This is a genomic window from Nocardia sp. CA-135398, from assembly GCF_050955845.1.
Lineage (GTDB): Bacteria > Actinomycetota > Actinomycetes > Mycobacteriales > Mycobacteriaceae > Nocardia.
The window spans coordinates 4,854,848-4,875,233 of record NZ_CP192084.1 but is presented as its reverse complement, the minus strand read 5'-3'; the positions used below and the strand labels follow the sequence as shown (position 1 = coordinate 4,875,233).

Below are 20,386 nucleotides of genomic sequence, written 5' to 3'. Positions count from 1 at the left end.
AATAGTAAGGCTGCTCGGCTTTTCGTAGTCGTCACCGGTGGCGGCATTCGGCCTGGACGTGCAGGTCGAGCTCGTGCAGTATGACAAAAGTGGTGAATCGAATTGCATGATTCACCGTCGATCGACCGCTCCGAGAGGAAATCATGACTGCGAGCGAGGACAGGCTGCGGCACTACCTCAGGAAAGTCACCTTGGACTTGCAGGAGTCTCGTCGCCGTCTCGCCGAAGTCGAAGAACGATCGCGTGAGCCGATCGCCGTTATCGCAATGGGGTGCCGGTATCCGGGCGGGGTGCAGACACCGGATGATATGTGGGAACTGGTCTCGTCCGGGGTCGACGCGATCGGGCCGTATCCGAGTGATCGTGGCTGGGAGTCGATGCACGAGGTGATCTCGACCAAGTCGAGCGATCTGGAGCAGGGCTACGCGCAGTCGGGCGGGTTCATCGCCGATATCGCCGGATTCGATTCGAACTTCTTCGGCATCTCCCCCAGGGAGGCGCTGCTGATGGATCCGCAGCAGCGCATGCTGCTCGAGGTCACCTGGGAGGCGTTCGAACGCGCGGGCATCCGCGCGAGCGATATCCGCGGCTCGAGGACCGGTGTCTTCATGGGCGCCACCGGCCTCGACTACCTGGCCTCGATCGTGCAGACCGACAACGACATCCTGACCGGCCCGGACGGCGAGCACGGGGCCGCCGACGATCTCGGCCACATCCACGGCGACGACCAGGCGGCGATCCGGTACATCCCCGACGACAGCGACGCGACGCACATGATGACCGGCAGCATGTCGAGCGTGCTGTCCGGCCGGCTGGCCTACGCGTTCGGTATGGAGGGCCCCGCGATCACCGTCGATACGGCGTGCTCCTCCTCGCTGGTGGCGATTCATCAAGCGTGCCAATCGCTTCGGAGCGGGGAATCGAATCTCGCCGTCGCGGGCGGGACCCTGGTGATGTCCACGCCGATGCTACTGGGCATGACCAGGCTCGCCGCGGCGCCCGACGGCCGATGTAAGGCATTCGCCGACGCCGCGGACGGCACCGGCTGGGGTGAGGGTATCGGTATCGTGCTGCTCGAGCGCTTGTCCGATGCCCGACGCAACGGCCATCCGGTCGCCGCCGTGATTCGCGGCAGCGCGATCAATCAAGACGGTGCCTCGAACGGTATGGCAGCGCCGAACGGTGTTGCCCAACAACAGGTTATCCGCGCCGCGCTGGCCAACGCCCAGCTGTCGCCCGCCGCGGTCGACGTCGTCGAGGCGCACGGCACCGGCACGGCCCTCGGTGATCCGATCGAAGCGGGGGCACTGCTGGCCGCCTACGGTACGGCCCGCGAACCGAACCGGCCACTATTCCTCGGTTCCATCAAGTCGAATATCGGCCACGCCGGTCCCGCCGCGGGCATCGCGGGTCTGATCAAACTCGTGATGGCGATCCGCCACGGCGTGCTGCCGCCGACCCTGCACGCGCAGGAGCCGTCGTCGCAGATCGACTGGTCCTCGGGCGCGATGCGGCTACTGACGGAACCGATTGCGTGGCAGGAGGATCGGCCGCGGATCGGTGCGGTGTCGTCCTTCGGTGTGAGCGGCACGAACGCCCACGTCATCGTCTCCTCACCGCCGCCAGCGGAAATGCCGGAGCCCACCCGCGACACGGTCGCTGTCGTCCCGTGGGTGGTCTCGGCCAGGACCGCGACCGCACTCGAGACGCAGGCGGTCCGGCTACAGGACTGGCTGTCGACGACGAAGGCCGACCCGGTCGACGTCGGATACTCGCTGGCGTCGCGGGCGTCGTTCAAGAACCGCGCGGTAATCATCGGCAGCGCCACGGAGGATCTGTCGGCAGGGCTCGACGCGATCCGGACCAGGGCACCGGATCCCCGGGTGGCGCTGGGAGTTTCCCGGAATCGGGGTCCGGCCGTATTCATCTATCCCGGGCACGGTGGTCAGTGGGTCGGCATGGGTCGTGAATTGCTGGCGAGCTCTGAGGTATTCGCCCGGTCGATCGCGGCATGCGAAGCGGCACTGCAACCGTGGACGGGCTGGTCCGTGAGCGCCGTGCTGCGCGGGGATCCGGGCGCACCGGCGCTGGAAACGGTCGATGTCGTCCAGCCCGCGCTGTTCGCGATCATGGTGTCGCTCACCGAGCTGTGGAAGTCGTTCGGCGTTGTGCCCGCGGCGGTCGTCGGACATTCACAGGGCGAAGTCGCGGCCGCGTACGTCGCCGGGGCGTTATCGCTCGAGGACGCAGCGAAGATCGTGGCGATCCGCAGCAAGTTGCTCGCCACGTTGACCAACGGCACGATGATGGCGGTTGTCGGCCTGACCGGTGCCGAACTCGAGGAACGGATCGGCCGCTTCGGCGACGATGTCGCTGTCGCCGTCGTGAATTCGCCCGAGGCCGTGACGCTTTCGGGTGTGCCTTCGGCACTCGCGGAACTTGCCGAGGAACTCACCGAACTCGGGGCCCGGGTCCGCTATGTGCGTGGTGCCACGGGTGCCGGGCATTCGGCCGCCGTGGACAAGTTCCGCGACGAGGTGCTGGAGCAGTTCGCCGGGATGATCCCGCGCTCGGCCGAAGTGCCGTTCTATTCGACGGTCGTCGGCGACGAACTGGACACCTCGGCCCTCGACGCGCAGTACTGGTTCCGCAATATGCGCAGCACCGTTCGGTTCGATTCGGCGATGCGTTCGGCGATCCGGGCCGGGTGGCGCACATTCGTCGAACCGGGTCCGCATCCGGTACTGCTGCCCGCCGTCGATCAGGTTGCCAGCGATATGTCGGTCCAGGTGCTGACCGGCGGGACGCTGCAGCGCGGGCAGGACGGCCTGACCCGGTTCTACACCTCGGCCGCCGAGCTGTATGTGGAAGGCGTCGCCGTCGAGTGGCGCGCCGCGTTCGCCTCCGGCGGCGCGCACTACCGCCCGGATCTGCCCACCTACCCGTTCCAACGCCAGCGGTACTGGCTGCCCGACGAATTCGGCGCCGAGCGGCGGCGCACCGAGTCGACCGACAGCACGTTCTGGAACCTCGTCGAGCGCGGCGACACGAACGAGTTGGCGGCGTTGCTCGGCGGCGCCGACACCGACGCGCTCGCGACGGTGCTGCCGCAACTGGCCTCCTGGTGGCAGCGCGCGAATCGCGGCTCCAGAGCCGACAACTGTTGCTACCGAATCACATTCGAGCGACTCACCCGGCGCCCACTGGTACCGAAGCGCGGCACCTGGTACGTGGCCGTGCCAGCTGGCGCGGACAACGAGCGGGTGGCCGCTGTCGTCGCGGCAGTGCGTGACCACCTCGGTGACGTCCGCCCGATCGAGCTGCCTGTCGATGCAACTGGACCGGATGTCGCTGCGTCCCTGCGTGATTCGCTGACAGCCGAACGGCCTGCGGGAATGCTGTCGCTGCTCGGCCGCGTACCCGCGACGGTCCGGCTGCTGCGGGGGCTCGACGAGGTCGGGTTCGATCGACCGCTCTGGTGTGTGAGCACCGCAGCCGTCGCGGCCGGCCCCGACGATGCGGCGACCGATCCGGAGCAGGCCCGGCTGTGGGGTATCGGCCGGGTCGCCGCCATCGAATTCGCCCAGCGCTGGGGCGGATCGGTCGACCTGCCGGAGTCGCTCGATGCCGATGTACTGGCGTCGCTGTGCACCATCATCAGTCACGGTGACGACGACCAGGTCGCGGTGCGATCCGACGGTGTGTTCGCACGGCGGGTGCAACGCATCCGGACCTCCGGTGCCGAACCGCCGCGCCGCTGGCGTCCGGCCGGAACCGTCCTTGTGTCCGGCGCGGCCGGTGAACTCGCCGACCGCGTCGCGCGTTGGCTGACCGACGTGGGCGCGCAGCGTGTCGTGCCCGCGTCCGGAGCCGACCTCCGCGGGCTGATCGAAGATATCGGCGCCGAGCTCACCGCCGTAGTCCACATCGGGCAGCCGAATTCGGTTGCCGCACTCGACGATGTCGAGTCCGGGGATACGTCCGCGATCGCGAACCTGGACGAACTACTCGGCGATTGCGACCTCGATGCCTTCGTACTGCTCGGGCCCGCCGCCGGTGCGTGGGGGGTATCGGGTGGCGCCGGTGCCGCGGTCACCAGTGCCTACGGGGCCGCGGTGGCGCAGCGGCGCCGGTCCCGCGGGCTCGCCGCGACGGCGATCGGCTGGGACGCGTGGCCGGGCACCGAGATCGGCACCAAACCGATGGATCCCGACACCGCGGTCACCGCCATCCAGCACGCCGTCGAATCCGGTGCGGCCGAGGCGTTGGTCGCCGAGATCGACTGGGAGCAGCCCGAATCCGTATTCGCACGGACCCGGTCCGGCACGATCTTCGCGGACCTGCCGGAATTCCGCCGTCTGCGCTCGCACCGCGAACAGACAGTGCCGGACCACAGCTCGATGCTCTCGGAACTGTCCGAGCTGTCGAGGGCGGAGCAGGAGCGGCTGCTCGTCGAGCTGATCCGCAACGAGATCGCGACGGTGCTGCGCTACGAATCCGTCGACGAGATCGAGTCGACCACACCGTTCCTCGAACTCGGTATGGACTCGATCTCGGGGCTGCAGATTCGCAAGCGAATCGTCGCGGCGACGGGGCTGGAAATGCCGATCCGGATGATCCTGGAGCACCCGACGCCGGTAGAGCTGGCCGGTCATCTCGCGGCGCAGATCGCCGAGCAGACCACCTGACGTGGATCAGCTTGTCCGCCAACCGAATGGAGTGTGAGTGAAGGATCTGTACGAGATAGGTGAAGTTCCTCCGGCTGGAGAGGTGCCGAAGTACATGTACGCGTCGGTGATCCGGCGGGAACGGTACGGCGAGCCCGAGCAGGCCTTCGCCACCGAGGTCGTCGAGACACCCGGTGTCGGCCCCGGCCAGGTCCTGATCTGGGTGATGGCCGCGGGCATCAACTACAACAACGTGTGGGCCTCGCTCGGCTATCCGGTCGACGTCATCTCGATGCGGCAGAAGCTCGGACACACCGAGGACTACCACGTCGGCGGATCCGAGGGCTCGGGCATCGTCTGGGCGGTCGGTGCTGGCGTCACGAACGTGTCGGTGGGTGACCACGTCGTGCTGGCCGGCGGGCAGTGGGACGAACTTGCCGAGGACGTGCGTACCGGCACCGACCACCCGGTGTCGAAGAGCATGCGCGCGTGGGGATATGAGACGAACCACGGGTCGTTCGCCCAGTTCTGCCTCGTCTCGGATTTCCAGTGTCACCCCAAACCGAAACGGCTCAGCTGGGCCGAAGCCGCGTGTTTCATGGTCACCGGGCCGACGGCCTACCGGCAGTTGTTCGGATGGCCGGGCAATGTCGTCCGTCCCGGCGACGTCGTCTTGATCTGGGGCGGCGCGGGCGGACTCGGCTCGATGGCCATCCAGATGTCTCGGATCGTCGGCGCCATCCCGATCGCCGTCGCATCGTCGGACGAACGCGCGAAGTTCTGCCTCGAGCTCGGTGCGGCAGGCGTCATCGACCGGACGGAATACGACCACTGGGGCCGACTCCCGGATACCACCGATGCCGCCGCGATGGACCACTTCCTGCGCGGCGCAAGGAAATTCGGCAAGGCGATCTGGGACACTCTCGGGACGAAACAGCTGCCGAGCGTCGTGCTCGAACACAGCGGACAGGACACGCTGCCGACCTCGATGTACGTGTGTGACAACGGCGGCATGGTTGTCATCTGCGGCGGATCGACCGGATACAACGGAGACGTGGACCTGCGCCACCTGTGGATGCGGTCGAAACGGCTCCAGGGATCGCATGCGGCGAACTTCCGCGAGTACCGCGAGGTCATCAACTTGATCGACGCCGGGCTGCTGCAGCCGTGCCTGTCGGCGTGCGGCGACATCGAGGATGTCGGACGCTTCCATCAGCTGCTGCACGAAAATGCCCATCCGAGCGGGAATATGGCCGTCCGCATCAACGCCACCGAATCCGGCGTGAACGAAGTTGTCTGAGGCAGCGGTCCGGCAAGCGCTCGACCTCGGTTAGAGATGGAACGGAGGTCGAACTCGATGGTCGAGTCCCGCACCGGCATTGCCGTCGTCGGCATTGCCTGTCGGTTTCCCGGCGCGTACGGCCCGGACGAGTTGTGGTCGGTATTGCGCGACGGCCTCGAGACGATCGGCGAGGTCCCCGCGGACCGGCCCGCGGGCCTGCCCCGCGGCGGCTTCGTCGACGGCGCGGACCAGTTCGATCACGCGTTCTTCGGGATCTCACCGAAGGAAGCGGCCGCGATCGACCCGCAGCAGCGCCTGGCCCTCGAATTGGGTTGGGAGGCACTGGAAGATGCCCGGATCGCACCGGACACCGCACCCGCTCGCACCGCCGTCTTCCTCGGCGTGATGGGCGGCGACTACGCCGACCTCGTCGCTCGACGCGGACCCGAGGCCGTCACCAGGCATACGTTCGCCGGGCTGGGCCGTTCGATCATCGCGAACCGGATCTCCCGGACCCTCGGCTTCAGCGCGCCCAGTCTCGCCGTCGACACCGGGCAGTCCTCGTCGCTCACCGCTGTGCATCTCGCCTGCGAAAGCCTGGGCAGTGGTGAATCGCAGCTCGCACTCGCGGGCGGCGTCAATCTCATACTCTCGCCGTTCGGCAATGCGATGGCGGCCGAATTCGGAGCACTATCGCCCGATGGCCGCTGCTACGCCTTCGACGCCCGCGCCAACGGCCACGTGCGTGGCGAGGGCGGCGCGATTGTCGTGCTCGAGCGTCTGGCCGACGCACTCGCCAACGGGAGGCGGATCTACGCGGTCATCGAGGGCAGTGCGATCAACACCGGCAGCGGAGAACAGGGTCTGACCGCACCGAGCAGCGACGCCCAAGCCGGGGTCATCCGCCGGGCGCTCACACGGTCCGCACTCGATCCCGCCGACATCGACTACGTCGAACTGCACGGGACCGGCACACCGGTCGGCGATCCGATCGAGGCCGCCGCCCTCGGCGCCGTGTACGGCAAGCACCGTGCCGATGCCTTGCGGGTGGGGTCGATCAAAACCAATATCGGTCATCTCGAGGGTGCCGCGGGCATCGCGGGCCTGGTGAAAGCCGCGCTGTGTCTCGATCGTGGCACGCTCGCACCGAGTCTCAACTACGCTACGCCGAACCCGCGGATTCCATTGGCGGAGCTCGGCATTCGCGTTGTCGATGCGGCCGAACCGTGGCAGCGCGGCCCGCGCATGCGTCGCGCGGGTGTGTCGTCGTTCGGCATGGGTGGTTCCAACGTCCACCTGATCCTGGCAGAGGCGCCACCCTCGGCCGTCCAGCCGAGCGGCGAAGCCTCCGGTGGCACAATTCCGTTCCTGCTGTCCGCGGTCGGAACCGCAGGTTTGGGCGGACAAGCGCGCCGACTGCGGGCCTGGCTGGAGGCGAATCCCGCGCTGGGTCTCGCCGATATCGGATACTCCCTGGCGACCACGCGGGCCGCGCTACCCGACCGGGCTGCCGTACTCGCGGCCGATCGCGCCGCGCTGCTGAGTGGACTGGATGCGGTCGCCGCCGGTGTGTCCGGCCCGGTCTACGGGCGGGTCGTGACGGGACCGACGGTCTTCATATTCCCGGGGCAGGGTGGCCAATGGGTCGGGATGGGGCTCGAATTATGGGATACGGTCGGCGAATTCGGTGCGGCGATGGACGAATGCGCCGCAGCGCTGGCGGCCGTGGAAGGCGTGGACTGGTCGTTGCGCGCGGCACTGGGCGACGAGGCGCTGCTGGCCCGCGTCGACTTGGTGCAGCCCGCGCTGTGGGCGGTCATGGTTTCGCTGGCCGCCACTTGGCGTGCGTTCGGGGTCACGCCGGATATCGTTGTCGGGCATTCACAGGGTGAGATCGCCGCGGCAACGGTTGCCGGTGGACTGACCCTCGCCGACGCGGCGCGCGTGATCGTGCTCCGGTCCCGAGCCGTCGCGCAGGTATTGGCGGGCCGGGGTGCGATGGCCGCGATCGCACTGGGCGAGCACGAGATCCGGCGACTACTGCCGGATGGCGTCGTTGTCGCGGCGGTGAACGCGCCGGATTCGGTCGTCGTATCGGGTGAGCCGGAACGGGTCCAGGCTCTCGTCGACGAATGTGAGCGCGATGGCATCTGGGCCCGCCGTATCCCGGTGGACTACGCGTCGCATTCACCACAGGTGGCGGCGCTGCGCGAGCGAATCCACACGGACCTCGCGGACATCGCGCCGCAGTCTGGTCGGGTGGCGATGGTATCGACGATCACCGGCGCGTCGATCGACACCGCGATGCTGGACGGCGACTACTGGTTTCGCGGCCTGCGCGAGCCGGTTCGGTTCGCGGAAGCCGTTGCCGCCGTGCTGAATTCGGGTGCCGGAACGCTTGTCGAGGTATCCCCGAATCCGGGCCTCGTCATGGCGATGCGGCAGATCGCCGCGGACACGCCCGCGACGATCCTCGACACGCTGCGGCGCGGAGACGGTGGCACCGACCGGCTGACCGCCGCCCTCGCCGCCGCGTATACCAACGGCCTGCCGGTCGATTGGCAGACTTGGTGGCGTCCACATCGCGCGCACAGCACCGATCTCCCGACCTACGCATTCCAGCGCCGCCGCCACTGGCTCGACACTCCGACCGGTGACACGGCCTACACGGACCCCGCGACTCCCGTACCGGACACACCGATCGTGGAGCGCACCGAGCACGCTCTCGACGTCGGTGCCATCGTCGCCGAACAGACCGCCGCCGTCCTCGGCTACCCCTCGGGCGGCGACGTCGATACCCGCCGCTCGTTCAAGGATCTCGGGCTCGACTCGGCGGGCGCGATCGAACTCCACAGCAGACTTGTCCGGGCAACTCGGGTGGCACTCCCGGCCACATTGATCTACGACTACCCGACGCCGACCGCGGTCATCGGATTCGTGCGGGACCGCATCACCGGCACCGCGCCGCGCCCGCCCGACACACCGGCCGTCACCCGCTCCGACGAGCCCGTCGCGATCGTCGGTGTCGGCTGTCGATTCCCGGGCGGAGTGTCGTCGCGGGATGCGTTGTGGAACATGGTCGCCGACGGCGTCGACGCGGTGTCGGGATGGCCGACCGATCGCGGGTGGGATCTCGATCGATTATTGGACCCCGATACGGACAAGCCCGGAACGGTGTACTCCGCCGGTGGCGGATTCCTGGACGATGCCGCCGGATTCGATGCGGGTTTCTTCGGGATCGGTCCGGGTGAGGCGGCGGCGATGGATCCGCAGCAGCGGGTGCTGCTCGAAGTCGCCTGGGATGCGATGCAGGACGCCGGACTCGACCCGAATGCATTGCGTGGCACCGCGGTCGGCATGTTCGTCGGTGCAAGCGACTCGGACTACCAGGGGAACTCGGCGGCCACGGAAGGGCTCCGACTCACCGGCCGCCATCAGAGTGTGATCTCCGGTCGCCCCGCCTACGTCTTCGGATTCGAAGGTCCCGCGGTCACGGTGGATACGGCGTGCTCGTCGTCACTGGTGGCATTGCATCTGGCGTGCGCTGCCGTTCGCGCGGGGGAATGCTCGATCGCCTTGGCGGGCGGAGTGTCGGTTATGGCATCGCCGTTCCTGTTCGTCGAGTTCGCGCGGCAGCGCGGTCTGGCCCCGGACGGGCGGTGCAAATCGTTCAGTGCGGCTGCCGACGGTGTGGGTTGGTCGGAAGGCGCGAGCCTTCTTGTGTTGGAGCGTCTTTCGGATGCTCGGGCTAATGGTCATCGGGTTTTGGGGGTGGTTCGTGGGAGTGCGGTGAATCAGGATGGTGCGTCGAATGGTTTGACGGCGCCGAATGGTCCGTCGCAGGAGCGGGTGATTCGGGCGGCGTTGGCGAATGCGGGTTTGACCGCTGCTGATGTGGATGTGGTGGAGGGGCACGGGACCGGTACGCGGTTGGGTGATCCGATTGAGGCGCAGGCGTTGTTGGCGACTTATGGTCAGGGTCGGGACGAGCCGGTGTGGTTGGGTTCGATCAAGTCGAATTTGGGTCATACGCAGGCGGCCGCAGGTGTGGCCGGGGTGGTCAAGATGGTGGAGGCGATGCGGCGTGGGGTGATGCCTGCGACGTTGCATGTGGATGCGCCTTCGCCGCATGTGGATTGGTCGGTGGGGGATGTGCGGTTGTTGACCGAGGCTCGGTCGTGGGTGTCGGTGGGGCGGCCGCGGCGGGCTGCGGTGTCGTCGTTCGGGATCAGTGGGACGAACGCGCATCTGATCGTCGAGGAAGCCCCGATGGAGTCGCATACGCCTGACGTGGTGGCGAATCCGTTGCCGGTGGTGCCGTGGGTGGTGTCGGGCAAATCCGAGGCCGCGGTGCGGACGTTGCTCCAGCGCGTAAGCACAGTGGCGGAGTCGGCCGTCGATGTGGGGTTCGAGCTGGCGACTGCGCGGGCTCATTTGGATTGGCGCGCAGCGATATCGAGTTCCGACTCCGATGTCGATGACATTGTCGCGCGGCAGGTGGTTGCGGGTAAGACCGTGTTCGTGTTCCCCGGACAAGGCGCGCAGTACGCGGGTATGGGCCGCGAACTGTTCGAGGCATTCCCGGTGTTTGCGGATGTGGTGCGTGAGATTTGTGATCCGGTGTGGCTTTTCGCGTCCGAGACTGATTTGGATCGTACGGATAACACGCAGTTGGGTGTGTTCGCGGTCGAGGTTGCGTTGGTGAGGTTGCTCGAATCGTGGGGTGTGGTACCGGATTTGGTGATCGGGCATTCGGTCGGTGAGATCACTGCCGCGCATGTGGCCGGGGTGTTGTCGCTGGAGGATGCGGTGCGTTTGGTGACTGCTCGTGGCCGATTGATGGCGGGGCTCCCGGCGGGTGGGGCGATGTTGGCGGTCCAGATCGGCCAGGTAGACGTGGTCGGAGAGGTTGACCCGATCGGTGAGGTCGACGCGATCGGTGAGGTCGGTAGGGTCGGTGAGGTCGACTCGATCGGTGGGAGCGTTGAGGCCAGAAGGGTCGGTGAGGTCGACCCGATCCGTGGGGCCGGTGAGGTCGGTCGGGTCGGTGAGATAGGGGGGACCGGTGCGATCGGCTTGGTCGGTGACTTGCCGGATGGGGTTTCGGTGGCGGCGATCAATGCCCCGGATTCGGTGGTGGTGTCGGGTCCGGAGGCGGGGATTGCCGAACTCGAAATACGCTGGGCCGATCGGCGCATTCGACGGTTGACGGTCAGTCACGCTTTCCATTCGGTGTTGATGGAGCCGATGCTCGATGAATTCGCCTCAGTGTGTGCGGAACTCGCGTGGCGGTCACCCGAGATCCCGATCGCCTCGAATGTGACCGGCCAGCTCGAGTCGGACTTGTTGGTGGATCCGGGGTATTGGGTGCGGCAGGTGCGTGAGCCGGTGCGGTTCGCCGGTGGCGTCGCCGCGTTGCGGCGGGCCGGTGGTGCGCGGTTTGTCGAGGTGGGTCCGGATGCGGTGCTGGCGGGGTTGATCGATGCTGAGGCGGTGATCGCGACTCAGCGTCGCGGGCGCGGCCAGGTCGAGACTCTTGTCCGTGCGGTCGCCGAAGCGCATTGCGCTGGTGTCGATGTCGACTGGTCACGGTTCTTCGCCGGTCAGGGAGGGAAACGGACCGATCTGCCCGGTTATCCGTTCGAGCACCAACGCTACTGGCTGGCCCCACAACCCGCCGACAGCGCGTTCGACCACCCGATCCTCACGGCCGCCGTTTCGCTTTCCCGAGCAGACGAATGGCTGTTCACCGGCCGTTTCGCACTGTCGACGCACCGATGGGTCGGCGACCACATCTCCGTGGGCACCCCGGTGCTGCCAGGGACCGCGACGGTCGAACTCCTCACCCGCGCCGCGACCGAGATCGGCTGCGGCGCAATCGAAGAGCTGACTCACGAGGCGCCCATCCTGCCGCCCGACATCGGCGCTGTCGAACTGCAACTGCTGGTCGACGCACCCGACGAGACCGGTCGGCGCTCGTTCACCGTCGCGTTCCGGCTCACCGACCACGACGAATGGATACGCTCGGCCAGCGGAACCTACTCCGGAGCCGCGCCTGGGCCGGATACCGATCGCCTACTCCAACGCCTTATCGGCGAACCCCACTGGCCGCCCGCCGGCTCCGAGACGGTCGCGCCGGAATGGATCGTCCAACGGATCAGCGACGCCTCGGGCCTCGATTACGGACCGGCGTTCCTCGGCATCGAGACGGCCTGGCGCCGTGACGGTGAGATCTTCTCGGAAGTGGCGCTCGCCGACGAATTCCACGGCGACGCCAGTGGTTACGGTGTCCATCCGGCTCTTTTCGACCTCGCGCTGCACGCGGGATTCGCACAGTACGCACTCGCCGAGGACCTGCCGCCGGGCAAGGGCCGTCTGCTGTTCAGCTGGTCAGGCGTCCGCTACTACGCCACCGGGGCGACCCGGCTGCGCGTCCGCTCGACGCCGACGGGCTCGGCAGGCTTCTCGATCGCCGCGGTGGATGATTCGGGTCGGCCGGTGCTGTCGATCGACGAAATCGTGTTCCGAACCTTCGATGTCGACTCCCGCGCACGTACTCCGCTGTTCGAGTTGGGTTGGGTCGGTATGGAATTGCCGAGTCGGTCCAGCGCGGCCGTGGTGCGACGGTTGGATGGTAGTGCGGGTGTTGGTGCGGTGTTGGATGCGGTGCGGGAATTTGTTGCGGAGGAGTCGGATTCGCGTTTAGTGGTGTGGACTCGAAACCGAATCGGGGGTGTGTGGGGTTTGGTGCGGTCGGTGCAGGCGGAGTTCCCGGGCCGGGTCGTGTTGGTCGATACCGACGATCCCGAGAGTACGGATTGGGATTCGATTGTCGCGTCCGGCTATTCACAGGTGCAGTGGCGTAATGGTGGTGCGTCGGTGCCGCAGCTGGTACGGGTGCCGGTTCCCTCCCGACAGATGCCGGATTGGGGTGGGGGCACGGTGTTGATCAGCGGTGGTACCGGTGGTGTGGGTGCGGTGTTGGCGCGGCATCTGGTTCGGGCACATGGGGTGCGGCATTTGGTGTTGTTGAGTCGTCGTGGTGGTGGTGCTGATGTCGATGGTGTCGGTCGTGTGGTGGCGTGTGATGTGACTGATCGGGATGCGGTGGCGACTGTTTTGGCGGGTGTCGAGCCGCCGGTGACTGCGGTGATTCACGCTGCTGGTGTGCTCGATGATGCGACTGTCCGGTCGTTGACGGTTGAGCAGTTCGAGCGGGTGTGGGCGCCGAAGGTTGATGGTGCGAGGATTCTGGATGAGCTGACTCGTGGGTTGAGTCTGTCGGCGTTTGTGTTGTTTTCCTCGATCGCGGGAACTTTCGGCACGCCGGGGCAGGCCAATTATGCGGCGGCGAATGCGGAGTTGGATGGGTTGGCGCGGGAGCGGTATGCGGCGGGATTGCCCGCGGTGTCGCTGGCGTGGGGGCCGTGGGCTCAGGCGGGTATGGGTGCTCGCCTGTCTCCGGCGGATCTGGCCCGGTGGCAGCGTTTCGGCATCACCCCATTGGACACCGACGCTGCCCTCGCACTGTTCGACACCGCACTGACGACGGAAAGACCAGCGCTGATCGCCGCGCAAATCAATTCGCACCGTGTACAGCACGAGGTGTTCAGCGGCTTGGTGCCGCGCACCGAGCGTGGCTCCGGTTCGCGTGCGCTGCTGACCGGGCTCGACGAGGCCGAACGCGAAGCCGCGATGGTCGATCTCGTCTGTGCGCACGTCGGCGTGGTCACCAACAAGCGCACCAGGATCGACCCCGCGAGCAGCTTCGCCGACCTCGGGCTGGACTCCCTCGGCGCGGTCGAACTGCGCAACCGGCTCACCGAGGAAACCGGCGTACGGCTGCCGTCGACCCTCGTCTTCGACTACCCGACGCCGACGGCGCTGGCCCGGTACGTACTCGGGAACGCGCCTAAGAGCGCGGCCCGCACCGCGCCCGTCGAACGAGCGCAAAAGATCCGCGCCGACGAGCCGCTCGCAATTGTCGGCATCGGATGCCGCTTCCCGGGCGGCGTCGGATCGCGGAACGACCTGTGGGACATCGTATTCCGTGGCGTCGACGCGGTGTCGGGATTTCCGACCGACCGCGGCTGGGACCTCGAGCGGCTCTACGACCCGGACCCGGACGTGCCGGGCACCGTCTACATTCGGGAGAGCGCGTTCCTCGACGATGCTGCCGGATTCGATGCGGGTTTCTTCGGGATCGGTCCGGGTGAGGCGGCGGCGATGGATCCGCAGCAGCGGGTGCTGCTCGAAGTCGCCTGGGATGCGATGCAGGACGCCGGACTCGACCCGAAGGCTCTGCGCGGCACCGACATCGGCGTTTTCGCCGGATCGAGTATCTCCGACTATCACGCGCGCGTATCCGGCGACCTCGAGGGCTTCCGGCTCACCGGTACCACCCAGAGCGTCCTGTCCGGACGGCTCGCCTACGTCTTCGGGTTCGAGGGTCCCGCGGTGACGGTGGATACGGCGTGCTCGTCGTCGCTTGTCGCGCTGCACCTCGCCTGCCAAGCCCTGCGCGCAGGCGACTGCTCCATGGCACTGGCCGGTGGCGTGTCGGTATGGGGATCGCCGTATCTTTTCGTGGACTTCGCCCGGCAGCGGGCATTGTCACCGGATGGCCGAAGCAAGTCGTTCAGCGCGGCGGCCGACGGCGTGGGGTTTGCCGAGGGGGCGGGTTTGGTTGTGCTGGAGCGACTTTCGGATGCCCTTGCCAAGGGGCATCGGATTCTCGGAGTGGTTCGTGGTAGTGCGGTGAATCAGGATGGTGCGTCGAATGGTTTGACGGCGCCGAATGGTCCGTCGCAGGAGCGGGTGATTCGGGCTGCGTTGGCGAATGCGGGTTTGACCGCTGCTGATGTGGATGTGGTGGAGGGGCACGGCACTGGTACGCGGTTGGGTGATCCGATTGAGGCGCAGGCGTTGTTGGCGACTTATGGTCAGGGTCGAAATGAGCCGGTCTGGTTGGGATCGATCAAATCCAATATCGGGCATACGGTAGGCGCCGCGGGTATCGCGGGTGTGATCAAAATGGTCGAGGCGCTGCGGCACGAGACGATGCCTGCGACGCTGCATGTGGACGCGCCGAGCCCACATTTGGATTGGGCTTCGGGCCGAGTCGAACTATTGACGCGATCGCGCCCGTGGGAGCGGAGGGGGCGACGGCGCGCCGCGGTCTCGTCGTTCGGGATCAGTGGGACGAATGCGCATCTGATCGTGGAGGAGGCGCCGGATTCACCTGATGCCGCGGGCAATCCGTTGCCGGTGGTGCCGTGGGTGGTGTCGGGCAAATCCGAGGCCGCGGTGCGGACATTGCTCGAGCGTGTACACACAGTGCCGGAGTCGGCCGTCGATGTGGGGTTCGAACTGGCGACCGGGCGGGCTCATTTGGATTGGCGCGCAGCGGTCTTGGTTTCCGACTCCGATACCGGTGTCGACAGCGTTATCGCCCGGAGGGTGGTGGACGGGAAGACGGTGTTCGTGTTCCCGGGGCAGGGTGCGCAGTACGTGGGCATGGGGCGCGAACTGTTCGACACATTCCCGGTGTTCGCTGAGACGCTGCGTGAGATTTGTGATCCGGCATGGCTTTTCGCATCCGACACTGACCTGGATCGCACGGACAACACACAGTTGGGTGTGTTCGCGGTCGAGGTTGCGCTGACGAGGTTGCTCGAATCCTGGGGTGTGGTGCCGGATTTGGTGATCGGGCATTCGGTCGGTGAGATCACCGCCGCGCATGTGGCCGGGGTGTTGTCACTGGAGGATGCGGTGCGTTTGGTGACTGCTCGTGGCCGTTTGATGGCGGCGTTACCGGCGGGTGGGGCGATGTTGGCAGTCCAGATCGGCCAGGTAGACGCGATCGGTGGTGCCGGTGAGTCTGGAAGGGTCGGTGAGGTAGACGCGATCGGTGGTGCCGGTGAGTCCGGAAGGGTCGGTGAGGTAGACGCGATCGGTGGTGCCGGTGAGTCCGGAAGGGTCAGTGAGGTCGACTCGATCGGTGGTGCCGGTGAGTCCAGAAGGGTCGGTGAGGTCGACCCGATCCGTGGGGCCGGTGAGGTCGGTAGGGTCGGTGAGATAGCGGGGATCGGTGCGATCGGCACGGTCGGTGACTTGCCGGACGGGGTTTCGATTGCGGCGATCAATGCCCCAGGCTCAGTGGTGGTGTCGGGTCCGGAGGCGGGCATCGCCGAACTCGAGGCGCGCTGGGCGGATCGCCGCATCCGCCGTCTGAGGGTCGGTCACGCTTTCCATTCGGTGTTGATGGAGCCGATGCTCGACGAATTCGCCTCAGTGTGTGCGGAACTCACGTGGCGGCGGCCCCGCATCCCGATCGCGTCGAATGTGACCGGGCAGCTCGAGTCGGACTTGTTGGCGGATCCGGGGTATTGGGTGCGGCAGGTGCGTGAGCCGGTTCGGTTCGCTGATGGTGTCGTCGCGTTGCGGGAGGCCGGTGGTGCGCGTTTTGTCGAGGTTGGTCCGGATGCGGTGTTGGCGGGGTTGATCGATGCTGAGGCGGTGGTCGCGATTCAGCGTCGTGGGCGTGGCCAGGTCGAGACTCTTGTCCGTGCGGTCGCCGAAGCCCATTGCGCCGGTGTCGATGTCGACTGGTCGCGGTTCTTCACTGGTCAGGGTGCGCGGCGGGTCGATCTGCCCGGTTATCCGTTCGAACACCAACGCTACTGGCTCGACCCACAACCCGTCGCGGTCACCAATCCGCTCGACCACCCGATCCTCACCAGCGCGCTGGCGGTGGCGGGAGCCGACGAGCACATATTCGGCGGTCGGATGTCCGTGCGAACCCATCCGTGGATCGCCGATCATGTGCTGCTGGACGTGGTCGTCGTGCCCGGAACAGCGTTCGTGGAAATGGTATTGCGCGCCGGTGAACAGCTCGATTGCGAATACCTCGACGAGCTCACCCTCGGGGTGCCGCTGACTTTCGAATCCGATGAGGCAGTGCAGATCCAGGTGACCGTGGGTGCCGCTGAGGAATCCGGTGCACGGCCGGTTGCGGTGTACTCACGGCCCGACACCGACGATGCCGACTGGACTCGCCACGCCACGGGTTCGATCGCTCCTGCCCGCGATTGCGACCTCACCGCTTTCGACGCCCTCACCGCCTGGCCGCCGCATGGTGCGGAACCGATCGGCGTAGCCGAGATCTACGCTCGATTGGCCGAAGTCGGATTCGACTACGGCCCCACCTTCCGCTGTGCGCAAGCGGCATGGCTCCGGGACGGCGACCTGTACGTCGAGGTCGCCCTGGATCCGGAGGTCTACCGCGACGCCACCGACTACGGACTGCATCCGGGCCTTTTCGACGCCGTGCTGCACGGCGGTGCGATGGTCTCGATCGACGGCACCGGCAGTGGCCGAATGTTGTTCAGCTGGAACGGTGTCCGCCGCTATCGGAGCGCAGTGACGGCGCTGCGGGTACGGGCCACCGTCGGCGGCGAGTCGGCGTGGACCATCACAGCGGTCGACGAGTTCGGTGCCCCGGTGCTGTCGATCGACAAACTCGTCTATCGCTCCGTCGATGCGTCACAGCTGACCGGCCGCCGCATTACCCGCAACGACGCGCTGTTCGAGTTGGGTTGGGTCGGTGTGGATTTGCCGGCCGATGTGGTGTCGTCGCCGGTGCGGCGGTTGGCTGGCGATACAGGTGTTATCGCAGTTTTGGGTGAGGTGCGGGAGTTTGTGGCGGGGGAGTCGGATTCGTCTTTGGTGGTGTGGACGCGCGACCGTGTCGGGGGTGTGTGGGGTTTGGTGCGGTCGGTGCAGGCGGAGTTCCCGGGGCGGGTCGTGTTGGTCGATACCGATGATCCGGAGGGTACGGATTGGGATGCGATTGTGGCGTCGGGGTATTCGCAGGTGTTGTGGCGTGATGGTGCGGCATCGGTGCCACGGTTGCGGCGTGTGCCCGCAGCGACACAAGAGATGCCGGATTGGGGTGGGGGCACGGTGTTGATCAGCGGTGGTACCGGTGGTGTGGGTGCGGTGTTGGCGCGGCATCTGGTTCGGGCACATGGGGTGCGGCATTTGGTGTTGTTGAGTCGTGGTGGTGGTGGTGCTGATGTCGGTGGTGTCGGTCGTGTGGTGGCGTGTGATGTGACTGATCGGGATGCGGTGGCGACTGTTTTGGCGGGTGTCGAGCCGCCGGTGACTGCGGTGATTCATGCTGCTGGTGTGCTCGATGATGCGACTGTCCGGTCGTTGACGGTTGAGCAGTTCGAGCGGGTGTGGGCGCCGAAGGTTGATGGTGCGAGGATTCTGGATGAGCTGACTCGTGGGTTGAGTCTGTCGGCGTTTGTGTTGTTTTCCTCGATCGCGGGAACTTTCGGCACGCCGGGGCAGGCCAATTATGCGGCGGCGAATGCGGAGTTGGATGGGTTGGCGCGGGAGCGGTATGCGGCGGGATTGCCCGCGGTGTCGCTGGCGTGGGGGCCGTGGGCTCAGGCGGGTATGGGTGCTCGCCTGTCTCCGGCGGATCTGGCCCGGTGGCAGCGTTTCGGTATCACCCCATTGGACACCGACGTTGCCCTCGCATTGTTCGACACCGCACTGACGGCGCAGCAACCAGCACTGGTGGCAGCACGTATCAATCCGGCCGCCCTGCGGACCGGATCCGGCCACGAGATGCTCCGAAACCTGACGCCGCAAGCGCCGCAAGTCGGTTCGGGACTCGCAGCGCGTGTGGCGGGTCTGGACGACGATGCGCGTGCGGCCGCCGTGCTGGCGGTGGTCGGTGAACATGTTGCGATCGTCGCCGATACCGACCGGGTGGATCCGGCAACAACATTCACTGGACTCGGACTGGACTCCCTTGCCGCCGTCGAACTCCGCAACCGGCTCGCGCAGGCCACCGGGCTACGCCTGCCGTCCACACTCGTCTTCGACTACCCGACGCCGAACGCTGTGGCGCAGTACATTTCGGCCAACCTGGTGACCCGTTCGGCGCCGTCGCCGATGACCCAGATCAGCGGCGCACTCCAGCAGATCGAAGCACTGCTCGGGTCCCTGTCGGACGAGGCGGAACGAGAGTCGGTCCGCCGCATGCTGACTCGCCTCGAAAGCGGGATGCGCGCGCGTCAGACGAAGGATGAATCGCGGTCCGAATTGGACTCCGTCACCGACGACGAACTATTCGACCTGGTCGATGAAGAGTTCGGGACGCGATGACGCGGTGGGCTCGGGGATGCGCCAGCCATCGAGTCGGCCGCCCCCGGCCCGCCGCACCGCCGCGAACACCCGCCGCGACAGCAACGTCTTGGCGGACGCGGTGCGCTGGATGACAGGCCAGAACCGCTCGGCCACATAGGGATCCGCGGCCGCGGTCGCCAGCAGCTTTCGCACCGGCGGTGGTGGCGCCGCCTGGCGGCTATTGCGGTTGAACACCAGTTGCTGCGGCCACAACTGCCGCCGGTGCCTGCGCTGGTACCGCCGCAATGCCGCATCCAGACGGTACGGATCGCCGGTGGCCAATGCGTCGGCGGTGGCTTCGGCCAACCACTCGGCGCTCTCGATCGCCCAGCCGCAGCCGACCCCGCGCAGCGGGTCCGCGGCGAGTGCGGCATCGCCGACGAGCGCCAAGCCGGGGCGAACGATCCGCAGCCGCGTCACATTCGGCCGGTCTTTCGTTCCGATGATGTCGGAAACCCGTTCTGCCCGAGACAGATCCGGCGGATCGGGGAGTTCGGCGAAGCGGCGCCGAAAGTAGTCCTCCCTACCCGCGAGCAGGTCGGGCACGCGCTGCTTGTCCACCAGCATGGACACGAGCGTGAGCCCGTCATCGGAGTTGATCAGGCCGAGCGCATCCGGCGGCATCAACCAGACCCGGAAATTGCCTTCCGGGATCGGCACGTTCCGGAAGTACGCGAAATAACTCGCCCGCCGGTTCGGTGACAAGCGCGCGGGCAATGCCGCGGCCTCGGCGATTCGGGAATTCACGCCGTCGGCACCGACTATCAGGCGTCCCCGCACCGTCCGCTCAGCACCATCGATGTGTGCCACCACGCCGTCGACCCGGCCGCCAGTCCGATGTAATTCCCGCACCTTGGCGCCGAGCACGAGATCCACACCCGGTGTCGCGGCAGCCATTTCACGGATGAGCGGATCGAGCACGGATCGACGAAGAATGTAACCGTGCCGATCGAGGTCGGCGACGCTGCGCTCGTGTGCCCAGCCGACCGGGGTCCAGAACGATGTGTGCATCCGAACGCCGCCCGCCGCCTCGATGGGGGTATCGAGCCCCAGGCGCTGAACCGCAGGCAGCGAGGTCGGCTGGATGAGGTGCGTGCACAGTCGTTTGTAGAAGGCGGGGTCACGATGCGCCTCGAATACGGCGACGCGAAAGCCCCTGCGTCCGAAGTTGATTGCGGCCGCGCACCCGGCGAGGCTGCCGCCGACGACCACAACGTCGTACTCGTCGATCACG

At 66.8% G+C, this 20,386-nt stretch carries 4 protein-coding genes; 3 read left to right on the top strand and 1 reads right to left on the bottom strand.

Annotated features, from left to right (window positions below):
• The first annotated feature begins 143 nt into the window (after positions 1–143).
• The 3 genes from ACQP1T_RS21460 to ACQP1T_RS21450 are packed head-to-tail and all read left to right on the top strand — an operon-like array spanning position 144 to position 19,131.
• Positions 144–4,688: a type I polyketide synthase gene (locus tag ACQP1T_RS21460; RefSeq protein WP_433754834.1), complete on the top strand. Its 4,545-nt coding sequence runs from the start codon at positions 144–146 to the stop codon at positions 4,686–4,688.
• Positions 4,689–4,725: 37 nt separating this feature from the next.
• On the top strand, positions 4,726–5,967 hold the full coding sequence (gene ccrA, locus ACQP1T_RS21455; RefSeq protein WP_433754833.1) for a crotonyl-CoA carboxylase/reductase: 1,242 nt from the start codon (positions 4,726–4,728) through the stop codon (positions 5,965–5,967).
• Positions 5,968–6,024: 57 nt separating this feature from the next.
• Complete coding sequence (locus tag ACQP1T_RS21450) at positions 6,025–19,131, top strand: SDR family NAD(P)-dependent oxidoreductase (RefSeq protein WP_433754832.1); 13,107 nt, start codon at positions 6,025–6,027, stop codon at positions 19,129–19,131.
• Here the strand turns inward: ACQP1T_RS21450 and ACQP1T_RS21445 are convergent.
• Positions 19,093–20,385: an NAD(P)/FAD-dependent oxidoreductase gene (locus ACQP1T_RS21445; protein WP_433754831.1), complete on the bottom strand. Its 1,293-nt coding sequence runs from the start codon at positions 20,383–20,385 to the stop codon at positions 19,093–19,095. The genes ACQP1T_RS21450 and ACQP1T_RS21445 overlap by 39 nt on opposite strands.
• Position 20,386: the final 1 nt, after the last annotated feature.